The organism is Pleurocapsa minor HA4230-MV1 (assembly GCA_019359095.1).
GTDB lineage: Bacteria > Cyanobacteriota > Cyanobacteriia > Cyanobacteriales > Xenococcaceae > Waterburya > Waterburya minor.
The window spans coordinates 328,745-351,691 of the sequence record JAHHHZ010000036.1 but is presented as its reverse complement, the minus strand read 5'-3'; the positions used below and the strand labels follow the sequence as shown (position 1 = coordinate 351,691).

Sequence of the window (22,947 nt, the reverse complement as noted above, 5' to 3'; positions counted from 1 at the left end):
CCTTCTAATTCCTGTTGTGAGTGGAATATATCTTCTCGGTATTCACTTAATCTTAAAAGCCTGTCAATTGAAAAAATTTTAACAACTAAAAATTATTGTTGATTGATTTCCAGATTTAATCTGCTGTAAGTTGCGATCGCACTTCTAATTTATGGGTATCATATTGATTTGCTACAGATATAGCAAATGAAAGATTGTCTTGCTGAAATTAAAACTAATGTACGCTTAATGTGAATTACCTTCGTTCTAATTTACTAGTTTTTAGCTCGAAAAAACTCCTTACATAACATACAGCGAATTTCAGTTGGATAGAACCCATTACCCATTACCCATTACCCATTACCCATTACCCATTACCCATTACCCATTACCCATTACCCATTACCCATTACCCATTACCCATTACCCATTACCCATTACCCATTACTTCGATAAATTAACGTGTCTACTCAATTGAAAACTGCTGTAAGTTGCGATCGCTTTTAAGAATAATTTAAAATAAGTAGTTAATATATAGCTATTTAACTAGTGTAATTGCGATTGTTTTTTAGGACGATTGAGGATTGAAATCAGACATAGGGACAAAGCCGAAAATAAATTTCCATTGAGCGTATTCTAGTGCCATGTAGTGATTAGAACATAGAGAATTCAGGAAAACTAGATGATCTCACTAATTAATTCTCAAAAACTACGGCTAAAGTTTCAACGAAGATTTAGACAATATTTTGCCATCTCGCTTAAGCAGCCACAGTGGTTGTTGATGTTTGCGTTTAGCCGTATCCATTTTATTCGTTCTTTAGTGTTGCGATTGAGTAAACAAACTGTGCAGTTGGATTTGGATTTAGCTAAAAAAGATTCTTGCTTTTGTGATCTCGATCCTGATTGGGTGGTTAAAACTCTCAAAAATGACGGTTTGCACTTAGGTATTATCATTCCATCCCATCTGCTGAAAGAGATTCTAGATTTTGCTCAAACAGCTACTTATCAGGGAAATGGAGATTGGCGATTTCCTTTCTCACTGGCTAATAGAAAAGTGCAAGAAATAAAATATGGCAGAAATTTTCGGCTTGGTTACAATTTTGAACCTACGTCTCAATGCGCGGCAATTAAAAAATTAGCGGCAGATCCTAAACTTTGGGAAATTGCAGCAAAATATTTTAGTACTCAGCCAATGCTTGCTAGTACTCAGATGTGGTGGACTTTTGTCAAAGACACACCTGCTGAAGGACGTGCTGAAGGGTTTTATCGCTTTCACTACGATCTCGAAGATTATGCCTGTGTAAAATTTATGTTTTATCTTACAGATGTCGATTTAGCTGATGGTTGTCACGTTTGTGTCAAAAGTAGCCATCAAAACAAAAAGTTAAGTCATCAATTCTCTTTATTAAGGGAAAGAAACGACGGCGAAATTACAGAATACTACGGTCATGAAAATATAATTACTATCTGCGATCGCGCTGGGGTTGGTTTTGCCGAAGATCCATTCTGTTTTCATAAAGGAATTGTACCTCAAACTCGCGATCGCTTGATTTTAGAATTTAAATTTACGCTCAATAATTATGGCATTATCTTGTGAAAGCAAAGAGTGGAGAACAGATCTAGTTCAATCTTCCTCAAATCATGGCGGGAATTGCTGCTTCAAGTGCGATCGCAATATGTGTCCAGTGAGTTCCTCCCTGACAAAAGGCGATATAGGGTTCGCGCAAAGGGCCATCTGCGGAGAATTCGGAGGTGCTACCATCAATAAACGTGCCTCCTGCCATAACTAATTGGCTGGCGTATCCAGGCATTTCCCCAGGAATGGGTTCAACATAGGAATCTACAGGAGAATGCTGTTGAATCGCTTTACAGAAGGCAATCAACTTTTTAGCCGAGCCTAACTGTACTGCCTGAATAATATCGCGACGGGGTTCTAGGGGTAAAGGATTAACCCGATAACCTAACTGTTCAAAAACATAAGCGATTAGATGACTACCTTTAATCGCTTCCCCAACCATTTGTGGTGCGAGAAACAAACCCTGAAACATCAGACGATTTTGATCAAAAGTTGCCCCACCACTGCTGCCAATTCCTGGTGTGGTTAAGCGACAGGCTGCCATTTCAACTAACTCTTTTTTCCCCGCAATATATCCCCCCGCCGTGACGATTGTGCCTCCAGGATTCTTAATTAAAGAACCCGCCATTAAATCTACTCCCACCGCCGTTGGTTCAAGTTCAGAGACAAATTCGCCATAGCAGTTATCGACAAAACAAACCGTATGGGGGTTTTGCTGTTTAACCGACTCCACAATTCGTTGAATATCGGCAATAGATAAGCTTTGTCGCCAGGAATAACCACAGGAACGTTGAATCAAGACCAAACGAGTTTTACTAGTAATGGCGCTACTTAACCCCGACCAATCAATTGTGCCTTGTTCGGTTAACTCAAGCTGACGATAATCAATGTGCCAGTCTTTTAAAGAACCCTGATTCTTACCTCGTAAGCCAATTACTTCCTCTAGAGTGTCGTAGGGTGTGCCAGCCACTGCTAACATTTCGTCACCTGGTCGTAATACGCCGTATAAAGCACAGGCGATCGCATGAGTCCCTGAAACAAACTGTACTCGTACCGCAGCAGCCTCCGCCTGCATGACTTGAGCAAAAACTCGATCTAAGGTTTCTCTGCCTAAATCATCATGTCCATAGCCACTAACACTAGAAAAATGCTGTACTCCCACACGCAGATCGCGGAAGGCGGTTAAAACTTTTTTGAGATTTTGCTTGACCTGAGCGTCAATTTTAGAAAAAATCGGTATTAGTGCTTTTTCTGCTTCTGAAAGCAGACGATCAGTTTTCATGATTTTAAGGCAGTGCTGAGATTTATGTTTCAGTCGTCAATCGAGTAATGCTTTTGCAGTTTATCTTAGTAATGGCATATTCTGACTAATAATTCAGCATGAAAACCAACAGCAGATTTGATTATGTTTGTTGCTTCGCGAGTGCTACTTAATAGATGATGTATGAAATTACACCATTTAACAGATGATATATGGAATTACATCATCAATAATTACATATAGTTGAGATTTAGATTTATAAATGATTGCGACATCTGAAAAAATTCCTCCTGCTTGGGGAACAATTATTTACCTGGCGATAATTCACTTTGTAGCTTTATTTGCCATATTTCCCCGCAATTTTAGCTGGGGTGCGCTGGGGGTAGCGTTTATTCTGTACGTAATCACCGCAGGATTTGGTATTACTTTGGGATTTCATCGCCTCGTATCCCATCGTAGCTATCAAGTTCCTCGATTACTAGAATATTGCTTAATCTTTTGCGGTACTTTAGCTGGTCAGGGAGGGCCCTTAGATTGGATTGGACTGCATCGGATTCATCATCAATATTCCGATTTAGAATCTGACCCACATAATTCGTTGAAAGGCTTTTTCTGGAGTCATCTTGGCTGGATGCTATGTCAAAATCCTGCCAACGCGAAAATTGCTCGTTATACCAAGGATATCTCAGGCGATCGCTTTTATCAATTTTGTCAATACGGGATGATTCCCATCCAGCTTATTTTAGCGGGAAGTTTATATTATTTTGGCGGTCTACCCTGGGTAATTTGGGGCGTTTTTGTCAGGCTAGTAGTGGTGTTTCACTGTACTTGGTTTGTCAATAGCGCAACTCATAAATTTGGCTATAAAAGCTATGAATCTGACGACACATCCCTCAACTGTTGGTGGGTAGCACTGCTTACTTTTGGTGAAGGTTGGCATAATAATCATCATGCTTTTCAATATTCTGCTCGTCATGGTCTAGAGTGGTGGGAAATTGACCTAACTTGGATGGTGATTAAAACTTTATCTGCTTTGGGACTGGCAACTAATGTTAAGCTGCCACCAAACAAAGTTAAACGAATAACTAGTTAACCTGAGTTCGGGATAAGAAAAGGAGGGAGTAGTAAGCTGAAAATGTATATAATTCAGCACTCCCATCCTATGTTTATTTTAGAAGAATTGTTTTGCGACCTAGATGATTTTTGTCAATCTTTTGAACCTCAATGGCGATCGCCGTTAATCTCGCAAGGAGTCAAAACTCGCTTTGTTCTAGGAATCCCTCAATAAATTGAGGGAGGATGTCAAGCTTCAAACACTACCCTGAGATTGCCACGTTTTTTTGCCACCCGACAGGCAGTGGTGTTGCCCAGGCGCTCAAATTCTAAGTCAAGTATTGTCGAACCAACTTTCAGATTGTGCAATGAAAGAGAATTAATAGATTCGGGTAAAACTGGCTCGATCACTCGCATACGGTTGTTTGCTGCATCGGGAACAAGGTTAATTGCCACCTGCAATAGTTGAAATAGCGTACCTGTTGCCCACGCTTGGGGAGAACAAGCCACGGGATAGCGTACGGGGGTATTTTCTTCTCTTCGTTCATATCCGCAAAACAGTTCTGGTGGTCTGAGATAGGGCTGCTGAAGAGTCATATCGATAATTCCCGTAGCGACTTCGAGGGTTTGCTCGACTAAACCAGATGATTCTCTGGGAATTTCCCTAGCGGTAGTGCGTAAACCCAAAGCAATAATACTATTATCGTGGGGCCATACCGAACCAACATGGTAGCCCATCGGATTGTAAGCTGGAGATAAATTGCTCAGAGTACGAATGCCCCAACCACTAAATAAATCTGGCGCACGCAGTCTTTCGGCAACGTTCATCGCTTTTTCGGGTTGTAAAATTTCCATTGCTAAACAGTGACCTGGATTGCTGGTGATGCTATCCACAGGTTTTCCCTCCCCATCTAAGGCCAAGGCACAGTAATCTAGATCGGGCAGCCAAAAATCTTTATTAAAGCGACTTTTGAGTTCTAGAGCCTCTCGATACCATCTGCCAGCGAGATCGGTTCTTTTCATTAAATCGGCGATCGCACAGAGACGCATTTTCGCCCCATAAACGTAACCTTGAACTTCACATAAGGTAATCGCTCCTGTTGCTAATTGACCTTGGCGGTTAACGATGCAGTCTCCAGAATCTTTCCAACCCTGATTGAGCAAGCCACTGGGAGAATTACGCGAGTAGCTTAAATATCCTGTTTGTCCTAAGTTGCGATCGATCCAACTCATTGCCGAGAGGGCAGCTTCCCATAGTTGCTCGATCGTCTCGCGATCGCCCGTCCAAGCATAATATTCGGCATAGAGAATTAGCCACAAAGGAGTGGCATCTACCGTACCGTAATAGGGAGTATGGGGAATTTCGCCACAGCGCGCCATTTCACCCAGGCGTAGTTCGTGTAGGATTTTGCCTGGCGCTTCTTCCCGCCATTGATCTGCGGTTTTTCCCTGATATTCGGCGAGGATAAATAAAGTATCTTTAGCAATTTGAGGATCGAGGATTAGCGTTTGCCAGGCTGCAATAATTGAATCTCGACCAAACAAGGTGGAAAACCAGGGAATTCCCGCTGATAAGAATTTTTTGTCTTCAAAACTTTGACGCAAGAGATAAATATCTTGCTCTGCTCTTTCAATTAACCGATTGAAAGTACTACTGTCGGAGCGAATTGTAGTTACCTGTTGCTGCCATTCTTGTAACTCCATTGACTCTGCTGCTTTTGCCTGCATCAAGGTCATGGGCGTGCCTACTTTGGAAATAGAATGATTGTTAGCCAGTAGCTGCACACGATAGCCTAGGTGTGTGGTTTGGTGGGAATTCAACTCTAAACGCCAAATAGCAGTGTTGCCTTTGAAGTAATCAGGCTGACGGGACGAAAATTGAATGCACGACGACCTGACTACACCGTCTAAACCTTGATAGACTAAAACTAAATCCTGGGCTGCTTTGGCTGTTAAAAGAGTGCGATCGCTTTTACCTCCAGTAAACTCGGAATGAGATTCATAAATAAAAGGGCTACTTGCTTGTTCGATTACCTCTACATCGGATTCTAAATTCTCGCTTAAAGTAGCTTCTGTTTCGATTATTTGTGACTCGACATTTTCTGCCTCATCCATCAAACGTAATAGTTTGCCTCGCTGTTTGCGTTCCCAACCGCGAATTTCAAAGAGATCGACAAAATCGGCATCAAAACTCAAACTAAGCTCAAAACTAACGGGACTGGTGCTGAAGTTAGTAATCTCTAATTCTTCAAACAGTCCGCCATTAATCACAATTTCTCGTTCAATGCCAATCGTTTCTGCCCCAATCTGCTGTTGTTCTAAATGAGGATTAGCACAGAGAATAGAAAGGGCAAAGCCACTGCGGGCATTACTGCTCAAAAGAATTGGTAACTGACCATCGATTTGCAACTCTAGACGACTCAAAAAACGGGTGTCTTGACAAAATAATCCGACACTAGTGCTGGCTTCGCCTGGTAAACAGCCTGGAATATTCCCTAGGGTATCCGTAACCAAGAAAATGTCATCGTCTTTGAGAGTTAGGGTAGAAAGCCTCGATTCGTTTTTAACACACGGCCACTGAGGGATTGGAGAGGTTTCGACGGGGACGTAAGTTTTGCCATTGAGTTCGAGAGGCTCTGTCATAGCACCGTACAAATTGTTAATTTAGCAAAGGTTTAGTTAATTTAGATTTTACATACTTTATGCCGATAAACGATTTTCATCCACAATTAAATTTGGCACGCGATGATTGGAACTGGGCTGCTGGGCTAACATTTGGTAAACTGCTTCATAGTCGTCAACCATACGCTTGACACTAAAATTAGAGACAACGCGATCGCGACAGGCAACTCGATCTATTTCGCCGATGCGATCTAGCGCCACAATACATTCCTCGACACTGTGACACAAAAACCCCGTTTTCCCCGCATCGATTACTTCTGGAGTCGAACCCATAGCCATAGCTATTAAAGGCGTACCCACTGCCATCGATTCTGCCATCACTAAACCAAAAGGTTCATTCCAAGTAATGGGAAATAGTGTTGCTACCGCACCACCCATAAGCGGACATTTTTGCTGATGATTAGCTTCGCCTAAAAATTCAATCTGTTCACCATCAATTAAGGGTTTGATTTCCTCTTCAAAAAATTGACGATCTACGGGATCTACTTTCCCTGCCATCTTTAAGTGCCAGCCAGTACGTTTAGCGATTTCAATTGCCAGGTGCGGGCCTTTTTCTGGCGACATTCTGCCTAAAAAAGCTAAATAGGGAGGATGATCGGGCTGGACATAGAAAGGATATCGGCCCGTATCGATACCGTTATAAACAGTATCGACATAGTTTAAGTGAAGATCGTTGCGTCTTTGTGAATTAGAAATACTAATAAAGTTTTGATGCCGAGCATTGAGCCACAGCGGTTCAATCTGAGGGGGAATAACACCATGAACTGTATGTAGCGTTGGCGTTTCCACTAGGTTTGCATAGGGAAATACCACTTCTCCTATATGAGAGTGAATCAAATCGAACTCCGCAGCTTGGGCAAATACTCGATCTAGCTGTAGGCTTTGATAAACTGCAATTTCTGCTGGACTTACTTCGAGTAAGCGTAGAGCTTGGGGACAAGAAGGCTCTAAATGGGCTAAAGTTTGGGAATCTCCTGAAGCAAAAAGCGTAACCTCATGACCTCTACGCACCAATTCATCTGTTAATAGACTAACTACAATTTCCGTACCGCCATAAGCAGGAGGTGGTACTCGTTCGCAGAGAGGGGCAATTTGAGCAATTTTCATCTCCAAAACTCCTAAAAATTTGTGGCAATCTTAATTAAAAGTGGCTGCTGCATTATCTATTTTTTGGCTAGATAATGAAGTTTATTTCTTTTCTTTGATTTAATTAATCAGTTATTTATTGTTAGCTTTAGGCTACCTGTTGACTACTAAAAAAATCCTCTTTCTAAAGGTAGAAATTAGTAAAAAATATTCTTCCTGAATGTAGACTGCAATTTTTATAGTTTATTTTTTGATGAGCAGGTGGAGTTTTGCGGTAACGCCGATACAGAAAGCCTGCAAGCGAGACATTTTATGGTTAAACTTTGAGTAAGAAATAAATCTCAATCTTTTCAATAAGTACATAATAACTAATAGGAATCTAACTTTTATTAGTTATTATTGAGCAATTAATGAGCAACAAAGCACAATTTCATCATCTTATATTATGAAGCTGGACTCTTCTGTATCTAAGAATCCCAAATAAAAAATATTTACCCAAGAGCCAGATAATAACTCAACAAAAATTGCGAATACTTAGAGAGCGATCGCCATTTTTTATTTGCTTTCCACGCAGATATAGCAATACTAGACAATGTAAGGATTTTAACTAGCTAATAGCTAACGGCTTCGCGGTTTAACCACCGCTTACAGGAGGAATCAAGACTATCTCATCACCATCTTGTAGTGCGGTAGACGATTCAACAAATTGTAAATTTATCCCAAAACGGGTAACATCTCGCCATTTAGCTAGCTTGGGCTGTTGTGCAATTAAAGATGCTAAAACCTGCTCTACAGTTGTCTCTGGTAATAACGTCAGATCTAGTTCTGGTGTGCCAAACGCCTCCTGATATACCGCAAATAATTTAACTTTAACTTTAATTTTTCGTTCCTCTTCAACCATCACTATGTAAATCCTTAATATTCGATGCTCAATACTTAATGAAATTACCAAAAAAAGCTTTTAGCTTCAAAAGATTACTTGAGTAAAGAGCTAAAAGCTAAGAGCTAAGAGCTAAGAGCTAAAAGCCCTTTACTCTTCAACCTGATAGCCAAACTCCGCTAAGCGTAACCTTGACTGTCGCCATTTGGGTTCAACTTTAACAAATAGCTCCAAATGAACCTTCCCAGCAATCAGCTTTTGAATCTGCTGTCGTGCCTCTGTACCAATGGTTTTGAGCATTATACCTTGCTTGCCAATCAAAATTCCTTTTTGCGAACTACGTTCAATATTAATGGCGGCATTCACCTTAGTTATTTTAGGCAGCTCGACAATTTTCTCGATGGTGATGGCTACCGAGTGAGGAATTTCCTGGCGGGTGTGGAGTAAGATTTGTTCCCTGATTAATTCCGCAATGATAAAGCGTTCTGGCTGATCTGTAACTAGGTCTGGAGGATAGTAATAAGGGCCAGTTTCTAGCCGATTAATTAAAGCCTGCTGCAAGTCTAAAGTTCCTGTGCCTGTAGTCGCCGAAAACTTAACCGTAGACCAGTGAGTATCGGCAATTAGCTCGGCGTAGGTATCATCAATAAACTGATAGTTGCTTGGTTGGAGGTCAACTTTATTTAAGCCCAGAACTACGGGAGTATCAATCCGCTTGAGAATATCAAAAATAAAGCGATCGCCTGTTCCTGCCTCACTAGAACCATCCACGACAAACAAGACTAGATCTACCGACTTAATCGCTGTTTTGGCATTTTGTACCAGTACCTTGCCTAATTCATGGTGAGGTTTATGAATCCCAGGAGTATCGACAAAAATAATTTGCGCTTCAGGGGTGGTTAAGATTCCTCGTAAACGGTTGCGGGTAGTTTGCGCCACAGGGGAAGTAATGGCAATTTTTTGTCCAATTAAATGATTCATTAAAGTGGACTTGCCCACATTTGGTCTGCCGACGATCGCAATAAAACCCGATTTGAAATCAGGGGGGGCGATGGGAATTGTCGGAACTAGGCTATCGATATTTTCTGGGGAATCCATGAAGAGGTAAAAAGTAAGAGGTAAGTTAGCAATCGAGAATGTCCATTACGTATTCTCCTTGATTAACACATTGGTTAGTCGAGATATCAAAGACTATTCCTGAAGTTTCAGCCTGAACGTTGATAATTTCTGGCGTAGTTCCCTGCTTATTAAAACTGAGCAACTGATAAATTTGCTCTCCAGGCTCTACTTTAGTTGCCAAGGGTAATCTAGACTGAATCATTCCCCCTGTCGGGGCGTAATAACTATTTATTTTCTGTTTTGATACTAAGGTGGTTTCTGTCTTATTGATGACTCCAGGCAACATTTGTTTATAGGCGAGGTAGTTTTTAATGCCCCTGAATCCCTTAGCGACAGAATTGGGATCGATCGCCATTCCTCCACCCAATTCTAAAGTCCAGGCTTCAATATCAAACTGGATTTTTTGACCTAAATTAGCTAATTCCTGCTCTAAGGCTAGCCACGGCTTAAGAAATGCCTCATCAAAAGCATCGCCGTCATATTCATCCATCAACACGCCATATTCCAGCAAGAGATATTTGATGCTTTCTACTCTTTCTTTAAAACCAAAAGTATAGTCGATCGCTTGATTACTAGAACTATGAATATCAATTACATAATCGGCATCCAGACATAAAGACTGTAGCTGATAGCGATATTGTCGGCTGAGGGGAACACTGCGGGGTAAGCTAATGCGGTCTAATTCTGCTCCCCAAGCTTGTTCGATCATCGCTAGATAATTACGACGAATCTCTTCTAGGGGTTTATTTAGCTGAGACTGAGCAAATTTGGTCAAATCTGCTGCTTCTGGCTTATATTCCCAAAAAATACGATTCCAGTTTTTGCCATCGTAGCTATTAAACCTACCTGTAGAGAAAAAATGCGATCGCTGATTAACCCCCAAAGGATTACACACAGGTACTAACCAAATTTCTCCTACTAACTGGTCAGCATTTAAAGCCGTTAAATATTCAATTAGCTGCTGAATCACCGCATTACCGACAATTTCCGCCCCGTGGAGGTTTGCTTGGATATAAGCTTTTTTACCAGGGCGATCGCCCTTAAACTTATAGATCTGTAGAGATAACACATCACCAGAAGCTAACTTGAGTAAATCAATGGTAGAAATTTGAGGAATGAGCATCGTTGATGTAGCGGTTTAATAATATAGAACCAGCCCTTATTTTATTCAAACTTGCTTCATTCAGGTTAGCGATCTCTTTTACGAAGTAATTTTTCATTGTATTCATCCTCAATGAAGGCTTTGGCTGTCGTGCTTAGTCGTGGACTATCTGTAACAAACCAAATAAATGTATGGGTGTCTAGTAATAATCTCATTCCATGTATTCTTTAAATTCCTCCAGTGGTTCATCAAAGTCATCAGACATCCAGACTTGACCTTTCGCACTACCAGCTTGAGCAGGATAACGCTTAACAGAATTGGTTGGAATTAATTTTACCACCGAGCCATCTTTGATAATAACGACCTCTTCTCCACGTAGTGCTGCATCAATTAAATCTGGTAACTTTTGGGCAGCTTCGTCAATAGTAATGGGATTCATAATTTTTATCTCCTGAAAATCGTACTTCCATTTTAGACAATGCCCAACAAGCCAGTTAATTTTACTTATTTCTTAATCACTCGCAATTCAAAATAATTTAATCTAATCTAATAAGAATCAAAAAAGTGCAATTAATCAAAGATAGCTTTTATTTAGTTCAATTTAGCTTGTTATCACTACTCAAAATAGCAGAACCAATGCTAATGAACCAGGCTCACCTTTTTCTGTAATTGGTTTAGTTTCTGTCAAGTTTTAAAGATGTTTTTACTAACAATTAGAGGTTAACATTATGGATACAAGACGTTTGCAGATTGCTTTACTATTTATCATTGCCTTTCTAAGTAATATTACAGCGATCGCAACTATTCCAGAAGCCAAGCCTAGTGTTATTTCTGTCCCCACTAAACCCGATGCAGTTTTTACTGTCTACCTAAAGCAACCCCAAGATGCGCAATATTTGGCCAATAAAGTAGACATCGATCGCTATAGTGGCAAAGTGCTACACGTAATTAATAGTAAGAAGGCTCAATTGGGCGATCGCATTTTAAATGCTTTTGTTCCTATACACTACGGCACGTTTGGCGGTTTACCAACTCGTATTCTTTACGTATTTGTTGGTTTAACACCCACTATTTTATTTTTCACTGGGTTAGTGATGTATCGCTTGCGTCGTCGTCCTCAAAAGGTTACTGAAAATAGCACATATAGCAGAATTCACACTAGACGTAATTAGTAAGAGATCGAGCTTAGACAAAATTCAACCAACTGAAGACATCTTCAACTGTAAGTTGCCAACTATTCAACACATCTAAAACGGGTAAGATATCCTGCTTATCTTTTACTTCTGGTAATTGGTTAGGTTGAAAAACTGTAATTGATTCATCATCAGGATCGATTAAATAGCCTAATTTTGTGTCATTTTTGAGACAAAATGTAATTTTACGAATGACCTTATTTGCGGATTGTTGAGGGCGCGTCTCCCGAATCGCATTCGGGAGCTTGTGCCGCCCGTCGGGAGAAAGGATTTCAACGATCCAATCTGGAGCTAATTCAAATCTATTAGCAATACGACCATTTTTATCTAAAGGAATTCTTTGCCATTCAAAAACAGCTATATCGGGTACTATCGATTGTTCTGCAAAACTACAGCGTAATTCTGTAAAGGCATAAACTAATTTTTGCGCTTTTCCTGCTTGATTGACAGCAGATGCTAATTCAATTTGTAAAGTGCTATGTTGGCCTTGTGGCATAGGTTTTTGGTAAATTTGCCCATCAAGATAATATTCAATTGCTGGTTTAGTTTCTGGTAATTGCAAAAATTCTTCTAAGGTTAGTGCTGAAGTTGGTTTAACAGGTAATTTCATCAACTCTAGTTCTGTAAAGACTTGGTACTTTTAATTTTAATAATTTTAAACCTCCTTTACATCAAAGTAAGGATAAAAATGTTGCCAAACGTTCCAATGATAAAGAGCATGAGACCAGGAGATGTTGAAATGCTTACAATATTCCTGCTTATGGTCGAGTTGATGCTTTGCTTTGTTATAGCCTTTTCAAGATCTAGTAAATTTCCCCACATTATAATTAGTTGAAAACAGTCTAGACTTGAGAAAGATGACATCAATTGTTAGAACAAGGTAAATTAAAGATCAAAAGAGTCGATCTGATTATAAGGAGTTTTAATGTTAGAGCTATATCAATTTGAGTTATCTCACTATACTGAAAAAGTTCGTCTAATTTTAGATTACAAACAGTTAGAGTATCGTAAAATCGAAGTTACTCCTGGAGTTGGTCAGATTGAACTGATGCAAAAGTCAGGTAGTCGCCAAGTACCAGTTCTCAAAGACGGCAGTACTTATGTTGCTGACTCGACAGAAATTGCTTTGTATTTGGAACGCAAGTATCCCGAACGCCCAATCCTACCCACAGATTCCTTGGCTAAGGGACAGTGTTTGCTAATTGAAGAGTGGGCAGATGTTTCAATCGGTTTAAAGGCGCGCAAGGCTTTTATCGGTGCTTTAAATCAAAATCAGAATTTTCGGACTTCTTTGTTACCAGATAACACTCCCGATTTAGTTAAAACTGCTATAGGAGCTATTCCTGGCGAGGTTTTAGAGGTGTTAGGAACAGGGGTTGGCTTTGGTGGAGATGCCGTTAAAACAGCCAAAAAAGGTTTAACTCAAGATTTAGAAGCTTTATGTCTAATTTTGCAAAACCAAGCTTATTTAACGGGAGATACGCCAACTTTAGCTGATTTTGCTGTGGCAGGATTGAGTATTTACTTGAAGTTTCCCGTCGGTTCTTATCTCAATATTCCCGATCCCCTCAAGGGCAAGGGTATTCCTGGATTAGCTGATAATATTACGTTTGAACCTTTCTTTGCTTGGCGCGATCGCCTCTATGCAGATTTTCGCCGAGGTTCTAGTCTTCCTCCTACTGGTACTGCACCTACTTCCATCAGCATTGATTAATTATTAAAGTTTTTAGGGGTATTAATGCCCCTTTTTTATTTGGCAATACAATGATGATCGAGTCATATTATAGAATCATAACTTCTATATTCCTTTACAGCCATGAGAGTCGGTCTACAGTCTTACCTTAGTGATGCCAATATTGATGCTCGGTTAAATAGTAGTCAACGTCAACTTTCTCTGGCAATCTCCGCTATTCCTGATGACCAGACAACAGAACTACCTCTAAATCTCTGCTTAGTTTTAGATCGCAGTGGTTCAATGTCAGAAAAACCATTAGAAATGGTTAAAGAGGCTGCTATTAATCTGATCGAAAAACTCAAGCCTAACGATCGTATTAGCGTGGTGACGTTCGATCATCGGGCAAAGGTGATTGTGCCAAACCAAAAGGTAATGGATGTTGAGCCAATTAAACAGAAAATTCGGCTGATGGTGGCGGATGGTGGAACTGCTATTGATGAAGGATTACGCTTAGGACTCAAGGAAGTAGCTGCCCACAACCTGCACTGTGTATCCCGCATCTTTTTATTAACCGACGGCGAAAATGAACACGGTGATAATAATCGCTGTCTGAAACTGGCAGAATTAGCGGCTGAATATAACGTAACCATTGATACTTTGGGTTTTGGTGAGCATTGGAATCAGGATATTTTGGAACAAATCGCCGATTTAGCTCAAGGAACTTTAGTCTATATTGAACAGCCAAATGAAGCAGTGACTGAGTTTGAGCGTCTTTTTAACCGCGCTCAGTCTGTCGGTTTAACCAACAGTTGTTTAACGGTGGAGTTAATGCCTAAAGTTCGTCTGGCTGAATTAAAGCCAGTGGCACAGGTAGCCCCTGAAACAATTGAACTACCAATTCACTTAGAAGGTAATTACTTCACGGTTCGCTTGGGAGATCTGATGATGGATCGACCACGGGTAATTTTAATTAATCTTTATCTTAATCAGTTGTCTCCAGGCACCCATAAAATTGCAGCGGTTCAGCTGAAGTACGACGATCCTAGTACTAACCAAGAAAATCTCCACTCCGATGTTCTGGCGATTGAATTAGAATCTCAAGATTCATATCAGGCTCAACCCAGCGATGAAGTCCAAAATCATATTTTGACTTTAGCTAAATATCGTCAAACCCAAATTGCGGAAACTAAGTTACAAGATGGCGATCGCGCTGGGGCAGCTACAATGTTACAAACTGCTGCCAAAACTGCTCTACAACTCGGAGACAAAGCAGGTGCAACGATCCTGCAAACCAACGCAACTCGACTCCAGATCGGTAAAGATTTATCCCAAGGCGATCGCAAAAAAACGCGATTGGTTTCTAAAACAATTATCAAAGACTAAAAAACACTGCAAAATGTTTTAATCATAGTACAGTGTTTAATCGTTTTAATTAGATAATTTGTCTGGATGTAATTTCAGCAATTTAAAAACTATTAAATTAAATCTAACCACCAACCAGCGACATTAGCAAAATTACAGCTACGCTGCTAAAAGCAAGAAGTAGAGCGAATATAATTGATTGACTTAAATCCGAAGAAACTTTCATGAGCTTAATTTTCCTAAATATTTTTGTCAGGTTAAATAATACAGATATTAATTAGAAACTACAGGATTTAGTAATGATAGTTGGGGATCGAGCAAAACTTAGAATAAATAGTTTCTAAATTGATTTTATATCTATTCAAATACTATCTAATAATTAATTTTTTTTATTAAAACGACTCATATTTGCAACTTTTGTTAATAGAACTTCGTCTAACTAAATAATTTAGCGATCGCAGTCTGGGTATTACAGCCGCTTTCATTTGAATAGACTATGTTTTTAATGAATTAGTTCGTAGCTTTTAGCTTTTAGCTTTTAGCTCTTATTTGAATTTCATTGTTGTGGTCTACTCATTTGTGACGCGACGTAGGAGCTAATCCTTTAGGGAAAAGCGTATTAAATCTAATACTTACAAATACTTAAAATTGGTTTTGAGGAGAACTACGATGCTTAATAAAATTAGTTGTAGATCTATGGTCAGTAAGCTATTTAGCTGGTTTATCAGCATAATTTTAAGCTCGTTTTGGTTAAATTCGCTAGATTATGTTGCAGCTAGTGAATCCCCAAATCATCAACGGCATGTCTTGTCTAGATTGAGCTTTGGCACAACTTCAGCCCAGTTAGAACAGGTTGCTAAAACTGGAATTGAAGCTTATATTCAGTCTCAGCTTAAGCCTCAATCTATGAGTGAATCTTCCCGACTAGAAGACTATTTAGCCCAGCTTGGTTCAATTAACCAAAATCCAATCGAACTGAATCAAAATGCTACTGCCCTACGCAAAAAGCTCAAAAATTCCCAACTATCAAGTGAACAACAGCAAGAAATTCAGCAAGAGATCGCAAAACTAAATACCAGCACGATTAACAAAGTTGCGGATGCTCATCTAGTTAGGGCAATCTACTCTAATCGTCAGCTACAGGAAGTGATGGTCGATTTTTGGTTCAATCACTTTAATGTTTACGCTCAGAAAGACGCGGTTAAGTTCTGGTTATACGACTATGAAAATCAAATTCGGACTCATGCTTTAGGCAACTTCTATGATTTGTTATTGGCGACAGCAAAACATCCAGCGATGCTCATGTATTTAGATAATCAAATGAATACTGCGCCAGATAGCCCCGCAGGCAAAAAGCACAACAGGGGTCTAAATGAAAATTATGCTCGTGAGTTAATGGAGTTACATACTCTTGGAGTAGAGGGAGGCTATAGTCAGGATGATGTAATTGCTCTGGCTCGAATATTTACTGGTTGGAGTACGGATCGTTCGGGGAAAAAGGGAGAACAACAAGGCTTTTTCTTTTTTGCTAGCCGTCACGATCGCCAAGATAAAGTGTTTTTGGGACAGCAAATTCCTGCTGACGGTGTTAAGGAAGGCGAAGCAGCTTTAAAAATCCTGACAAATCATCCCGCAACTGCCCATCACATTAGTTATGAGCTAGCGCAATATTTTGTCGCCGATCGACCCCCCGAATCATTAGTTAACCACCTAGCCAAGAAGTTTCTGGATAGTCAGGGGAATATCCAGCTAGTTATGGATGCTTTAATTCACAGCCAGGAATTCAACGATCCTCAGTATTTTGGCCAAAAGTTTAAAACCCCTTACCAGTATTTGATTTCCTTGGTGCGATTGGGAGAGATTCAACAGCCTAACCTCAAAAGATTACGCGGGATGCTATTTCAGCTATCAATGCCCACCTATGGATGTATAGCTCCTAATGGATATAGCAATACTCAATCAGTTTGGTTAAATCCCCAAGCAATGTTACAACGAACAGGTTTTGCCAGAGCGATCGCCAATGGCGTTCTAAATAAAAACAGCCGAGTTGAAATCCAACAATTGGCACAAAATTTAGGCGCATTTTCTCCCCACACCAAAGAAGTAATTGAGCAAACACCTGTCAAGCTGCGTACTGCCTTGATGATGGGAAGTCCCGAAGCAATGTATCGCTAAAACAACTGAGTAAAAAGCAAAAAATATGCGCAGAAGAAATTTTTTAACGGCGGCAGGTTTAGCAACAGGAGGAATGTTACTCCCCATCGGTTGTAATAGCTGGGTGGCGCAACAGGTAAATAGCAAAAACCGTAAGCGTCTAGTGGTAGTTTTTCTTAGAGGTGCTGTTGATGGCTTAAACATGGTGATTCCCCACCAAGAGGCAGAATATTATGAAGCCAGACCAACGATTGCCATACCCTATCCACAGCAGCCCCAGGGGACGCTCGATCTGGATGGCTTTTTTGGTTTACATCCCCAACTCAAAGAGCTGATGCCGTTCTGGAATCGCCAGCAATTAGCCTTTGTCCATGCTAGTGGTTCTCCCGTACTGGAGCGATCGCATTTTCAGGCTCAAGATTATTGGGAAAATGGTACTCCTGGCGTAAAAGATACCCCTGATGGCTGGATGAATCGACTGCTAGCTCAACTACCTCAAGATCGACCCACTCAGGCTGTTAATGTTGGGGTGACTACTCCTTATATTCTCAAGGGTCAAATGGCGATCGCTAGTCTCAAACCTGGATTGAATTCCGCCGTACCAATTCCCAGCGATAATCTTGCTGTCCGCCAAGCTTTTAGTCAGTTGTATAGTGGCAGCGATCCTTTGAGTCAGGCTTACCAAACTGGGAGTAAAGCTAGAGATATAGTTATGTCGGAGTTAGCTCAAGAGATGATCGAGGCTTCACGAGGAGCAAAACGGGTTAATGCTTTTGTCGATGACGCTGTGGAAGTGGCAAAACTGATGGTGGGCAATGCTCAGACGCAATTAGCCTTTATGCAAATTGGTGGTTGGGATACCCATGTTAATCAAAATCCTCTTTTGGAACGCTTGTTGCCTTCTCTGGGGGAAGGTCTAGCCACTTTAGCTCATGGGTTAGAGCCAATTTTTGCCGATACTGTAATTGCGGTGATCTCAGAATTTGGCAGAACGGTGAGAGAAAACGGTAATAAAGGAACAGACCACGGATACGGCAACGTAATTTGGCTTTTAGGAGGGGCAGTACGTGGCGGTAATGTCTATGGCGAGTGGTTGGGTTTAGGCGAGTCGGCAATAGAGCAAAACCGAGATTTGCCAGTTACCACCGACTTTCGAGAAATATTTTCAGCAATTCTCCACCAGCACTTATCTGTTCCGAGCGATCGCCTAAATCAAGTTTTCCCCAATTTTCACCTGGCTAATAAAATCAATTTCTTGGTTTAGATTTTTAACTGAAATGTCAGGCTAAGTCCCACGCTGGGAGGATGTCACATCGAACTGTTCCAAATACTTTTACCCTGATCCTCATTGAAACGATAGAAAATAGGTTCATCCTTAAATTGATGTTCATTAGAAACATGTTGAAAAATGCCTTTATCGAGCATTTTCTGACCTAAAACGATCGCATCTTCTCTCGATACTTTTACCTGAGCGACGATCCAATCGACAGCTTCATTACCGAGAAAACACCGTTGAAACAGCATTAGTTTATGACGTCGGGTTTTAATTTCTACGCCTCGTTCTGAATGCATATTACTCGCTAACTCTCTGATACTAATTCTTTGAGCATTACCCTTGGCTTGGGCATTATTAGCGGACGATTGAGGTTTTGCTGTCGTTTGCTCACTAGAACCAGGAATAATATTAGCTTTATACTTGTTATTTTGCATCCAGATGCCAACGCTATTTTTGCCTTTTACTAGTAAGGTGGCAATCTGCGATCTCTCTTCATGATCTAGATATTCTTCGCGGCATTCTTTAATGGCTGCTTCTATTTCTTCCTTGGGGAAAGCTTTTTCTCTAATAAACAGATTTTGGTTATAGATTAAGCCCGATAATGTCTGATCTCCGCTTTGTATTTTGCAATACTGTACCTGTGTATGATCTAAGAAAAGCATTTTTCCTTCACTCCTATATCTGCCCCTATAGCTGTTGTACAAAATAACAATCTGTTTACACAGTTATAACCTAAGTTTTACGGTCATCACTGTGAGAAATAGTTACTAATCTGCACTGTTGACTAGAACGATTTCAGTATATTCAAAATTACTCAAACTGGGTTGAACCAAGAGATAATTTTGTCGGTTTAATTCGAGACGATCTGGCTTACAGTTCTGTTTTGGGGAATAATAGGTTAACACATATTCTTGTCCAACCAATGATTGTGTTGACTCTTCTACTTCTCCCTGCCATTGAGTTTTAGTCACTAGAATAATTAGTTGGTTGGCTAGCTGAGGAATTGCTTTGGCTACCTGTCGACGATAGATTTGATCTAGGCTGCCGAAAGGAGAATCCATCACAATCGGAAAAGTACTGCTATCATATCCCAATAAACTATTGCCCTCGCTCCATTGCCTCACGCGATCGATAATGCCACCAATAAACGATAGGCTTAATATTTGGTTTTCTCCCGTTGATGCAGCCACAGGTGTGGCGATCCCTGAAGTATTTTCGCTTAGGGTTAATTTATAATCGCTGCTCAGTTGAGGAATATAAGGCGTAAAGGAGATAAAGCTAAAAATTTCTTGCACTTTTTGTTCCAAAGCCAGGCGAAACTGTTGCTCCAGACGGGTTCTCACTTCATGCAGTCTAGCGATCGCTTCTTCTGTAACGGCAATTCTGGTTTGAGCCAACTGTTGTTTATTCTCGGTTTGTTGATGTCGGGCGATCTGTTGGTTTAATTGTTCTAATTGCTTAATGCGATCGCTCTGTTGCTGTTGGTTTTCACCCTGTTCTAAGACTAGACTTTTAATTTTCTCTTCAATCGCCTCGATATTTTGCTGTAGCTGTTGGGAATCTCGATTGGGATAGTTATTTAGTTGTTTATTAGCCTGTTCTGTCTCGGCTTCAAGGCGATTAAGTTCAAGATACTGCTGCTTAATTTCTGTCTGTTGTCGATCTAGCTGCTGCCAAAAATCAGCCGACTGAGATTTAATTGTGTTTACCTGTGTCTCTAACCGAATTGCCGATTCTTCGATGTTTTTTAATTCCGCTTTTTCTAGCCATGACTTGACACTGTTATATGCTGCTGTCTCAGGAATAAGAGTCTCACCACAAAGACAAGACTGTCGATCTAATAGTTGCTGAATAAATTCTTGTTTGAGTCCACTCGAAAGCTGTCCGCGATCGCGTAATGTTTGCAATAAGTCTAAAAAGCGATCGCCGATTTCTGGGAGAAATACTACATAACTATCCTGCGACAATAACCTTTTCAGTTCCTTTTTACTTTGAAGTAGATTTTGCTTAATTAATTTCTGCTGTTTGACTAACTTGAGCTTAAGCTTTTGAATTTCATTAACACCACTAATTTCTAATAGCTGTCGTGATAAATTTGCTTTATGTTGTTCTAACTCAGCTACTTCTCTGGTGATTTTGGTAATCAGTTTTTTAATCGCTTCGAGATCTTGCTCTAGCTTGATTTCTTCTCTCAATAGCTGCTTGGTTTGAGCGTCGCCTAATTCTGCCAACTCCTCTTGTAAACTCCTTTTAGCTTTTTTTAAATGTTCAATTCCCCGATCTAAAACCTTGACTCCTAATAACTCTTTGGTGTCTTCAGCAATAGTCGAGTTATGATTCTGACGAAAGAAACCATCGATTCTTTCCCCGTCGAAAAAAAAATACTGATGCAAACTAGCGGGTAAAATGCGGTTAATTATATCCTCTGGCGACTCTAAAGGCGGATACCAACGTCCATCATCTCCCGCTACTAACATAAATAAATTAGCCTGAGTGTAGCTAACCTCATGTTGAGCATTTCTGGTGGCGTAACACTTGCGCTTCAATTGATAAATCTGGCGATCGCGTTCAAACTGTAGCTCAACCCAGCATTCTACCGCTTTTTCTGGTGGTGCTTCCACTAAAGATCTTTGATTAATTAATAATTCTGGTAAAGCGAAAGCTGCGGTAAACTTCTCGTAAAGCACCCAGGTGAAAGCATTGAGAATTGAAGTCTTCCCTGCACCGTTATTACCATAGATTACAGTAGTGTTTTTTGCTCCGCTGGCAAACTTGATCTGTGGGGTTTTGCCATAAAACTGGCGAAAGTTGCACAGTTGCAGGTAATTTAACTTCATTGCACAACGTGTTTAATAATATTTAGAATATCATCATTAATATTACGGGGAGTTTTTAAATAAAGCTTGTCTTTCTCTAACTTTAAAACCTGTTCAATTACCTGCTTGACTTCGGTTGGGGCATTGGCGATCGGTTCTTGAATTGAAGTTAAATCCGAATTTAATTGCTGATTATGATTAAATAGATTGCTCATAAATAATTTAAGTTGTCTTCAAATTGGTTGAAGCTGGCTAAATGTTTTTTCCCTTAATCATCAAAGTGAAGCAGTCGCTACAAATTATAGCAACTTAAAAAACTATGATAATGAGATGGAGCTTAACAATTCTCGTCTTGGACTGGAGCAAGAATTTTTTATTGTCGATTTAGAGGGTTTTTTATCCCATCGCGCTGATGAATTTCTAGAGCGCTGTTGTGCGATCGCCAAACCCAGTAATCGCTCTGCTAATTGTTTTGCCCCAGAATTTGTTAAAAGTATTGTAGAGATCAATACTGTTCCAGTTAATAACTTTAGCGAATTAAAAGTCGAATATCTCGACCTGCTGCGAATCTTGTTAAAAGCAGCCCAAGAGTTAGATTTACGAGTATATCCCTTATCTACCTATCCTCTATTTACTACGCCAGTAATCAGGAATAAACCTAATTATCATTTGCAGGTAAGAACTGTCGGCGCGGGAAGATTCGATCATGCTGCAAAATGTACAGGGACGCATATTCATTTAGATCTGCCTACTGATGTCGTAGATCGCCAAATTGGTCTGGCTTATAATTCCTCTGCTGAAGCGAGAGAAAGAGTACTAAATATTTATAATCTGGCGATCGCTTTTGATGCGGCCATCATTACTTTATCTCGCGCCTGTCCTTTTTATCAGGGAGAAGTAGCAGGTAAGGCAATGCGTACAATTCACTATCGAGGAAGCAAACGTTTTGCATGGCAAGGAGTTTATACTAACCTTCCGTCTGTAGGTGGTTTGATGCCCTATGCTGAAACCGTCGAAGATTTAACTGGACAGCTATTTCATCGCTACCACAGTTGGCTACAGGCAATGGATCTCGCAGGGGTAGACAGACAAATGTTTTTCGATTCTGGTGGTGAATTATTAACCGCAGGCTGGAATCCAATTCGACTTAATTCGATTGGGACAGTCGAACTAAGAGGCGCAGATAGTAACTATCCTCATGTAACCCTGGCATTAGTAGCTTTAATTTCTGAGGCGGCAAATCGAGTGCGTCGAGAAAATATAACCGTTCGACCCCAGGTAGGATGCAAAACGTTCCAGCTACAGGGGCAAAAATTGAATGTACCAGAGTTTGACTATCTCAATAATGAGCTGCTATACGCTGCGGTAACCGAAGGAATTCATAACACAGCGATTAAAGATTATCTCGATTCAATTTTAGAATTTAGCTGCCACGAAGATAGCGAGGTTGGTCATTATCTAGCTCAATTTAAAACCACACTGGGAGAATATACCACTACCGAGGCTCAATTATTAGCTAAATTTCCCACCACCACAGGTACAATATCACAAGCAGACGGTTTAGCTTTAGTTCGTTATTGTTGCGATCGCCTGGAAGAAGAAGTCGGTTATCTTGAATCTGAGCATCCAGACTCGATTAGGAAGTAGGAAATAGGAAATAGGAAATAGGAAATAGGAAATAGGAAATAGGAAGTCCTAAAGGACGACGCGTAGCTAGTCCTAAAGGATAAGCT

Annotated in this window: 19 protein-coding genes; 8 read left to right on the top strand and 11 right to left on the bottom strand. The window is 40.3% G+C overall.

Features of this window, described 5'->3' with window-relative positions; translation table 11 throughout:
* Positions 1-661 precede the first annotated feature (661 nt).
* Positions 662-1,576: a hypothetical protein gene (locus tag KME09_25590; protein ID MBW4537313.1), complete on the top strand. Its 915-nt coding sequence runs from the start codon at positions 662-664 to the stop codon at positions 1,574-1,576.
* A gap of 37 nt (positions 1,577-1,613) precedes the next feature.
* Here the strand turns inward: KME09_25590 and KME09_25585 are convergent, their stop codons facing one another.
* A complete protein-coding gene (locus KME09_25585) occupies positions 1,614-2,837 on the bottom strand; it encodes a methionine gamma-lyase family protein (protein MBW4537312.1) in 1,224 nt (407 codons plus the stop codon).
* A gap of 241 nt (positions 2,838-3,078) precedes the next feature.
* On the opposite strand from KME09_25585, the gene KME09_25580 reads away from it, so the two are divergent.
* The gene (locus KME09_25580) at positions 3,079-3,909 is read left to right on the top strand and encodes a fatty acid desaturase (GenBank protein MBW4537311.1); all 831 of its coding nucleotides are present in this window, start codon (positions 3,079-3,081) and stop codon (positions 3,907-3,909) included.
* A 209-nt stretch (positions 3,910-4,118) separates the two neighbouring features.
* Here KME09_25580 and KME09_25575 read toward each other — a convergent pair whose 3' ends face one another.
* The 6 genes from KME09_25575 to KME09_25550 all read right to left on the bottom strand — a co-directional run bounded on the left by KME09_25575 (position 4,119) and on the right by KME09_25550 (position 11,177).
* Positions 4,119-6,512 carry an amylo-alpha-1,6-glucosidase gene (locus KME09_25575; protein MBW4537310.1) on the bottom strand — a complete coding sequence of 798 codons (2,394 nt, stop codon included), beginning with the start codon at positions 6,510-6,512 and terminating at the stop codon, positions 4,119-4,121.
* A 57-nt stretch (positions 6,513-6,569) separates the two neighbouring features.
* Complete coding sequence (locus tag KME09_25570; protein MBW4537309.1) at positions 6,570-7,658, bottom strand: glycosyltransferase family 4 protein; 1,089 nt, start codon at positions 7,656-7,658, stop codon at positions 6,570-6,572.
* A gap of 613 nt (positions 7,659-8,271) precedes the next feature.
* Complete coding sequence (locus KME09_25565; GenBank protein MBW4537308.1) at positions 8,272-8,538, bottom strand: MoaD/ThiS family protein; 267 nt, start codon at positions 8,536-8,538, stop codon at positions 8,272-8,274.
* A gap of 129 nt (positions 8,539-8,667) precedes the next feature.
* Positions 8,668-9,615 (bottom strand): GTPase Era, encoded by a 948-nt coding sequence (gene era / locus KME09_25560; protein ID MBW4537307.1) that lies wholly within the window; start codon positions 9,613-9,615, stop codon positions 8,668-8,670.
* Positions 9,616-9,640: 25 nt separating this feature from the next.
* Positions 9,641-10,759: a succinylglutamate desuccinylase/aspartoacylase family protein gene (locus KME09_25555; GenBank protein ID MBW4537306.1), complete on the bottom strand. Its 1,119-nt coding sequence runs from the start codon at positions 10,757-10,759 to the stop codon at positions 9,641-9,643.
* 190 nt (positions 10,760-10,949) lie between these two features.
* Positions 10,950-11,177: a DUF2281 domain-containing protein gene (locus KME09_25550; protein MBW4537305.1), complete on the bottom strand. Its 228-nt coding sequence runs from the start codon at positions 11,175-11,177 to the stop codon at positions 10,950-10,952.
* Positions 11,178-11,466: 289 nt separating this feature from the next.
* Between KME09_25550 and KME09_25545 the strand changes: the two genes are divergently transcribed.
* Positions 11,467-11,910, top strand: a complete 444-nt coding sequence (locus tag KME09_25545; protein MBW4537304.1) for a PepSY domain-containing protein — start codon at positions 11,467-11,469, stop codon at positions 11,908-11,910.
* A 13-nt stretch (positions 11,911-11,923) separates the two neighbouring features.
* Here KME09_25545 and KME09_25540 read toward each other — a convergent pair whose 3' ends face one another.
* Positions 11,924-12,541 (bottom strand): Uma2 family endonuclease, encoded by a 618-nt coding sequence (locus tag KME09_25540; GenBank protein ID MBW4537303.1) that lies wholly within the window; start codon positions 12,539-12,541, stop codon positions 11,924-11,926.
* A gap of 315 nt (positions 12,542-12,856) precedes the next feature.
* On the opposite strand from KME09_25540, the gene KME09_25535 reads away from it, so the two are divergent.
* The 4 genes from KME09_25535 to KME09_25520 all read left to right on the top strand — a co-directional run bounded on the left by KME09_25535 (position 12,857) and on the right by KME09_25520 (position 18,386).
* Positions 12,857-13,645 carry a glutathione S-transferase family protein gene (locus KME09_25535; GenBank protein ID MBW4537302.1) on the top strand — a complete coding sequence of 263 codons (789 nt, stop codon included), beginning with the start codon at positions 12,857-12,859 and terminating at the stop codon, positions 13,643-13,645.
* Between the two features lie 102 nt (positions 13,646-13,747).
* Positions 13,748-14,989, top strand: a complete 1,242-nt coding sequence (locus KME09_25530) for a VWA domain-containing protein (protein ID MBW4537301.1) — start codon at positions 13,748-13,750, stop codon at positions 14,987-14,989.
* A 675-nt stretch (positions 14,990-15,664) separates the two neighbouring features.
* Positions 15,665-17,143: a DUF1800 domain-containing protein gene (locus KME09_25525; protein MBW4537300.1), complete on the top strand. Its 1,479-nt coding sequence runs from the start codon at positions 15,665-15,667 to the stop codon at positions 17,141-17,143.
* A gap of 25 nt (positions 17,144-17,168) precedes the next feature.
* On the top strand, positions 17,169-18,386 hold the full coding sequence (locus tag KME09_25520) for a DUF1501 domain-containing protein (GenBank protein MBW4537299.1): 1,218 nt from the start codon (positions 17,169-17,171) through the stop codon (positions 18,384-18,386).
* 44 nt (positions 18,387-18,430) lie between these two features.
* Here the strand turns inward: KME09_25520 and KME09_25515 are convergent, their stop codons facing one another.
* The 3 genes from KME09_25515 to KME09_25505 all read right to left on the bottom strand — a co-directional run bounded on the left by KME09_25515 (position 18,431) and on the right by KME09_25505 (position 21,429).
* Positions 18,431-19,060, bottom strand: coding sequence for a hypothetical protein (locus KME09_25515; protein MBW4537298.1), 630 nt, complete (start codon positions 19,058-19,060; stop codon positions 18,431-18,433).
* A gap of 105 nt (positions 19,061-19,165) precedes the next feature.
* The gene (locus KME09_25510; GenBank protein ID MBW4537297.1) at positions 19,166-21,235 is read right to left on the bottom strand and encodes an AAA family ATPase; all 2,070 of its coding nucleotides are present in this window, start codon (positions 21,233-21,235) and stop codon (positions 19,166-19,168) included.
* A complete protein-coding gene (locus KME09_25505; GenBank protein MBW4537296.1) occupies positions 21,232-21,429 on the bottom strand; it encodes a hypothetical protein in 198 nt (65 codons plus the stop codon). The genes KME09_25510 and KME09_25505 overlap by 4 nt, the downstream gene beginning before the upstream one ends.
* A 115-nt stretch (positions 21,430-21,544) precedes the next feature.
* Here KME09_25505 and KME09_25500 point away from each other — a divergent pair, with 115 nt between their 5' ends.
* A complete protein-coding gene (locus KME09_25500) occupies positions 21,545-22,861 on the top strand; it encodes a hypothetical protein (GenBank protein MBW4537295.1) in 1,317 nt (438 codons plus the stop codon).
* The last annotated feature ends 86 nt before the right edge of the window (positions 22,862-22,947 follow it).

Coding starts and splice junctions, on each gene's coding strand:
- KME09_25540 (MBW4537303.1), bottom strand. CDS start 12,541: ATGAAATTACCTGTTAAACCAACTTCAGCACTAACCTTAGAAGAATTT.
- KME09_25570 (MBW4537309.1), bottom strand. CDS start 7,658: ATGAAAATTGCTCAAATTGCCCCTCTCTGCGAACGAGTACCACCTCCT.
- KME09_25500 (MBW4537295.1), top strand. CDS start 21,545: ATGGAGCTTAACAATTCTCGTCTTGGACTGGAGCAAGAATTTTTTATT.
- KME09_25520 (MBW4537299.1), top strand. CDS start 17,169: ATGCGCAGAAGAAATTTTTTAACGGCGGCAGGTTTAGCAACAGGAGGA.
- KME09_25525 (MBW4537300.1), top strand. CDS start 15,665: ATGGTCAGTAAGCTATTTAGCTGGTTTATCAGCATAATTTTAAGCTCG.
- KME09_25565 (MBW4537308.1), bottom strand. CDS start 8,538: ATGGTTGAAGAGGAACGAAAAATTAAAGTTAAAGTTAAATTATTTGCG.
- KME09_25515 (MBW4537298.1), bottom strand. CDS start 19,060: ATGCTTTTCTTAGATCATACACAGGTACAGTATTGCAAAATACAAAGC.
- KME09_25545 (MBW4537304.1), top strand. CDS start 11,467: ATGGATACAAGACGTTTGCAGATTGCTTTACTATTTATCATTGCCTTT.
- KME09_25555 (MBW4537306.1), bottom strand. CDS start 10,759: ATGCTCATTCCTCAAATTTCTACCATTGATTTACTCAAGTTAGCTTCT.
- KME09_25550 (MBW4537305.1), bottom strand. CDS start 11,177: ATGAATCCCATTACTATTGACGAAGCTGCCCAAAAGTTACCAGATTTA.
- KME09_25590 (MBW4537313.1), top strand. CDS start 662: ATGATCTCACTAATTAATTCTCAAAAACTACGGCTAAAGTTTCAACGA.
- KME09_25505 (MBW4537296.1), bottom strand. CDS start 21,429: ATGAGCAATCTATTTAATCATAATCAGCAATTAAATTCGGATTTAACT.
- KME09_25530 (MBW4537301.1), top strand. CDS start 13,748: ATGAGAGTCGGTCTACAGTCTTACCTTAGTGATGCCAATATTGATGCT.
- KME09_25575 (MBW4537310.1), bottom strand. CDS start 6,512: ATGACAGAGCCTCTCGAACTCAATGGCAAAACTTACGTCCCCGTCGAA.
- KME09_25580 (MBW4537311.1), top strand. CDS start 3,079: ATGATTGCGACATCTGAAAAAATTCCTCCTGCTTGGGGAACAATTATT.
- KME09_25585 (MBW4537312.1), bottom strand. CDS start 2,837: ATGAAAACTGATCGTCTGCTTTCAGAAGCAGAAAAAGCACTAATACCG.
- KME09_25510 (MBW4537297.1), bottom strand. CDS start 21,235: ATGAAGTTAAATTACCTGCAACTGTGCAACTTTCGCCAGTTTTATGGC.
- KME09_25535 (MBW4537302.1), top strand. CDS start 12,857: ATGTTAGAGCTATATCAATTTGAGTTATCTCACTATACTGAAAAAGTT.
- era (MBW4537307.1), bottom strand. CDS start 9,615: ATGGATTCCCCAGAAAATATCGATAGCCTAGTTCCGACAATTCCCATC.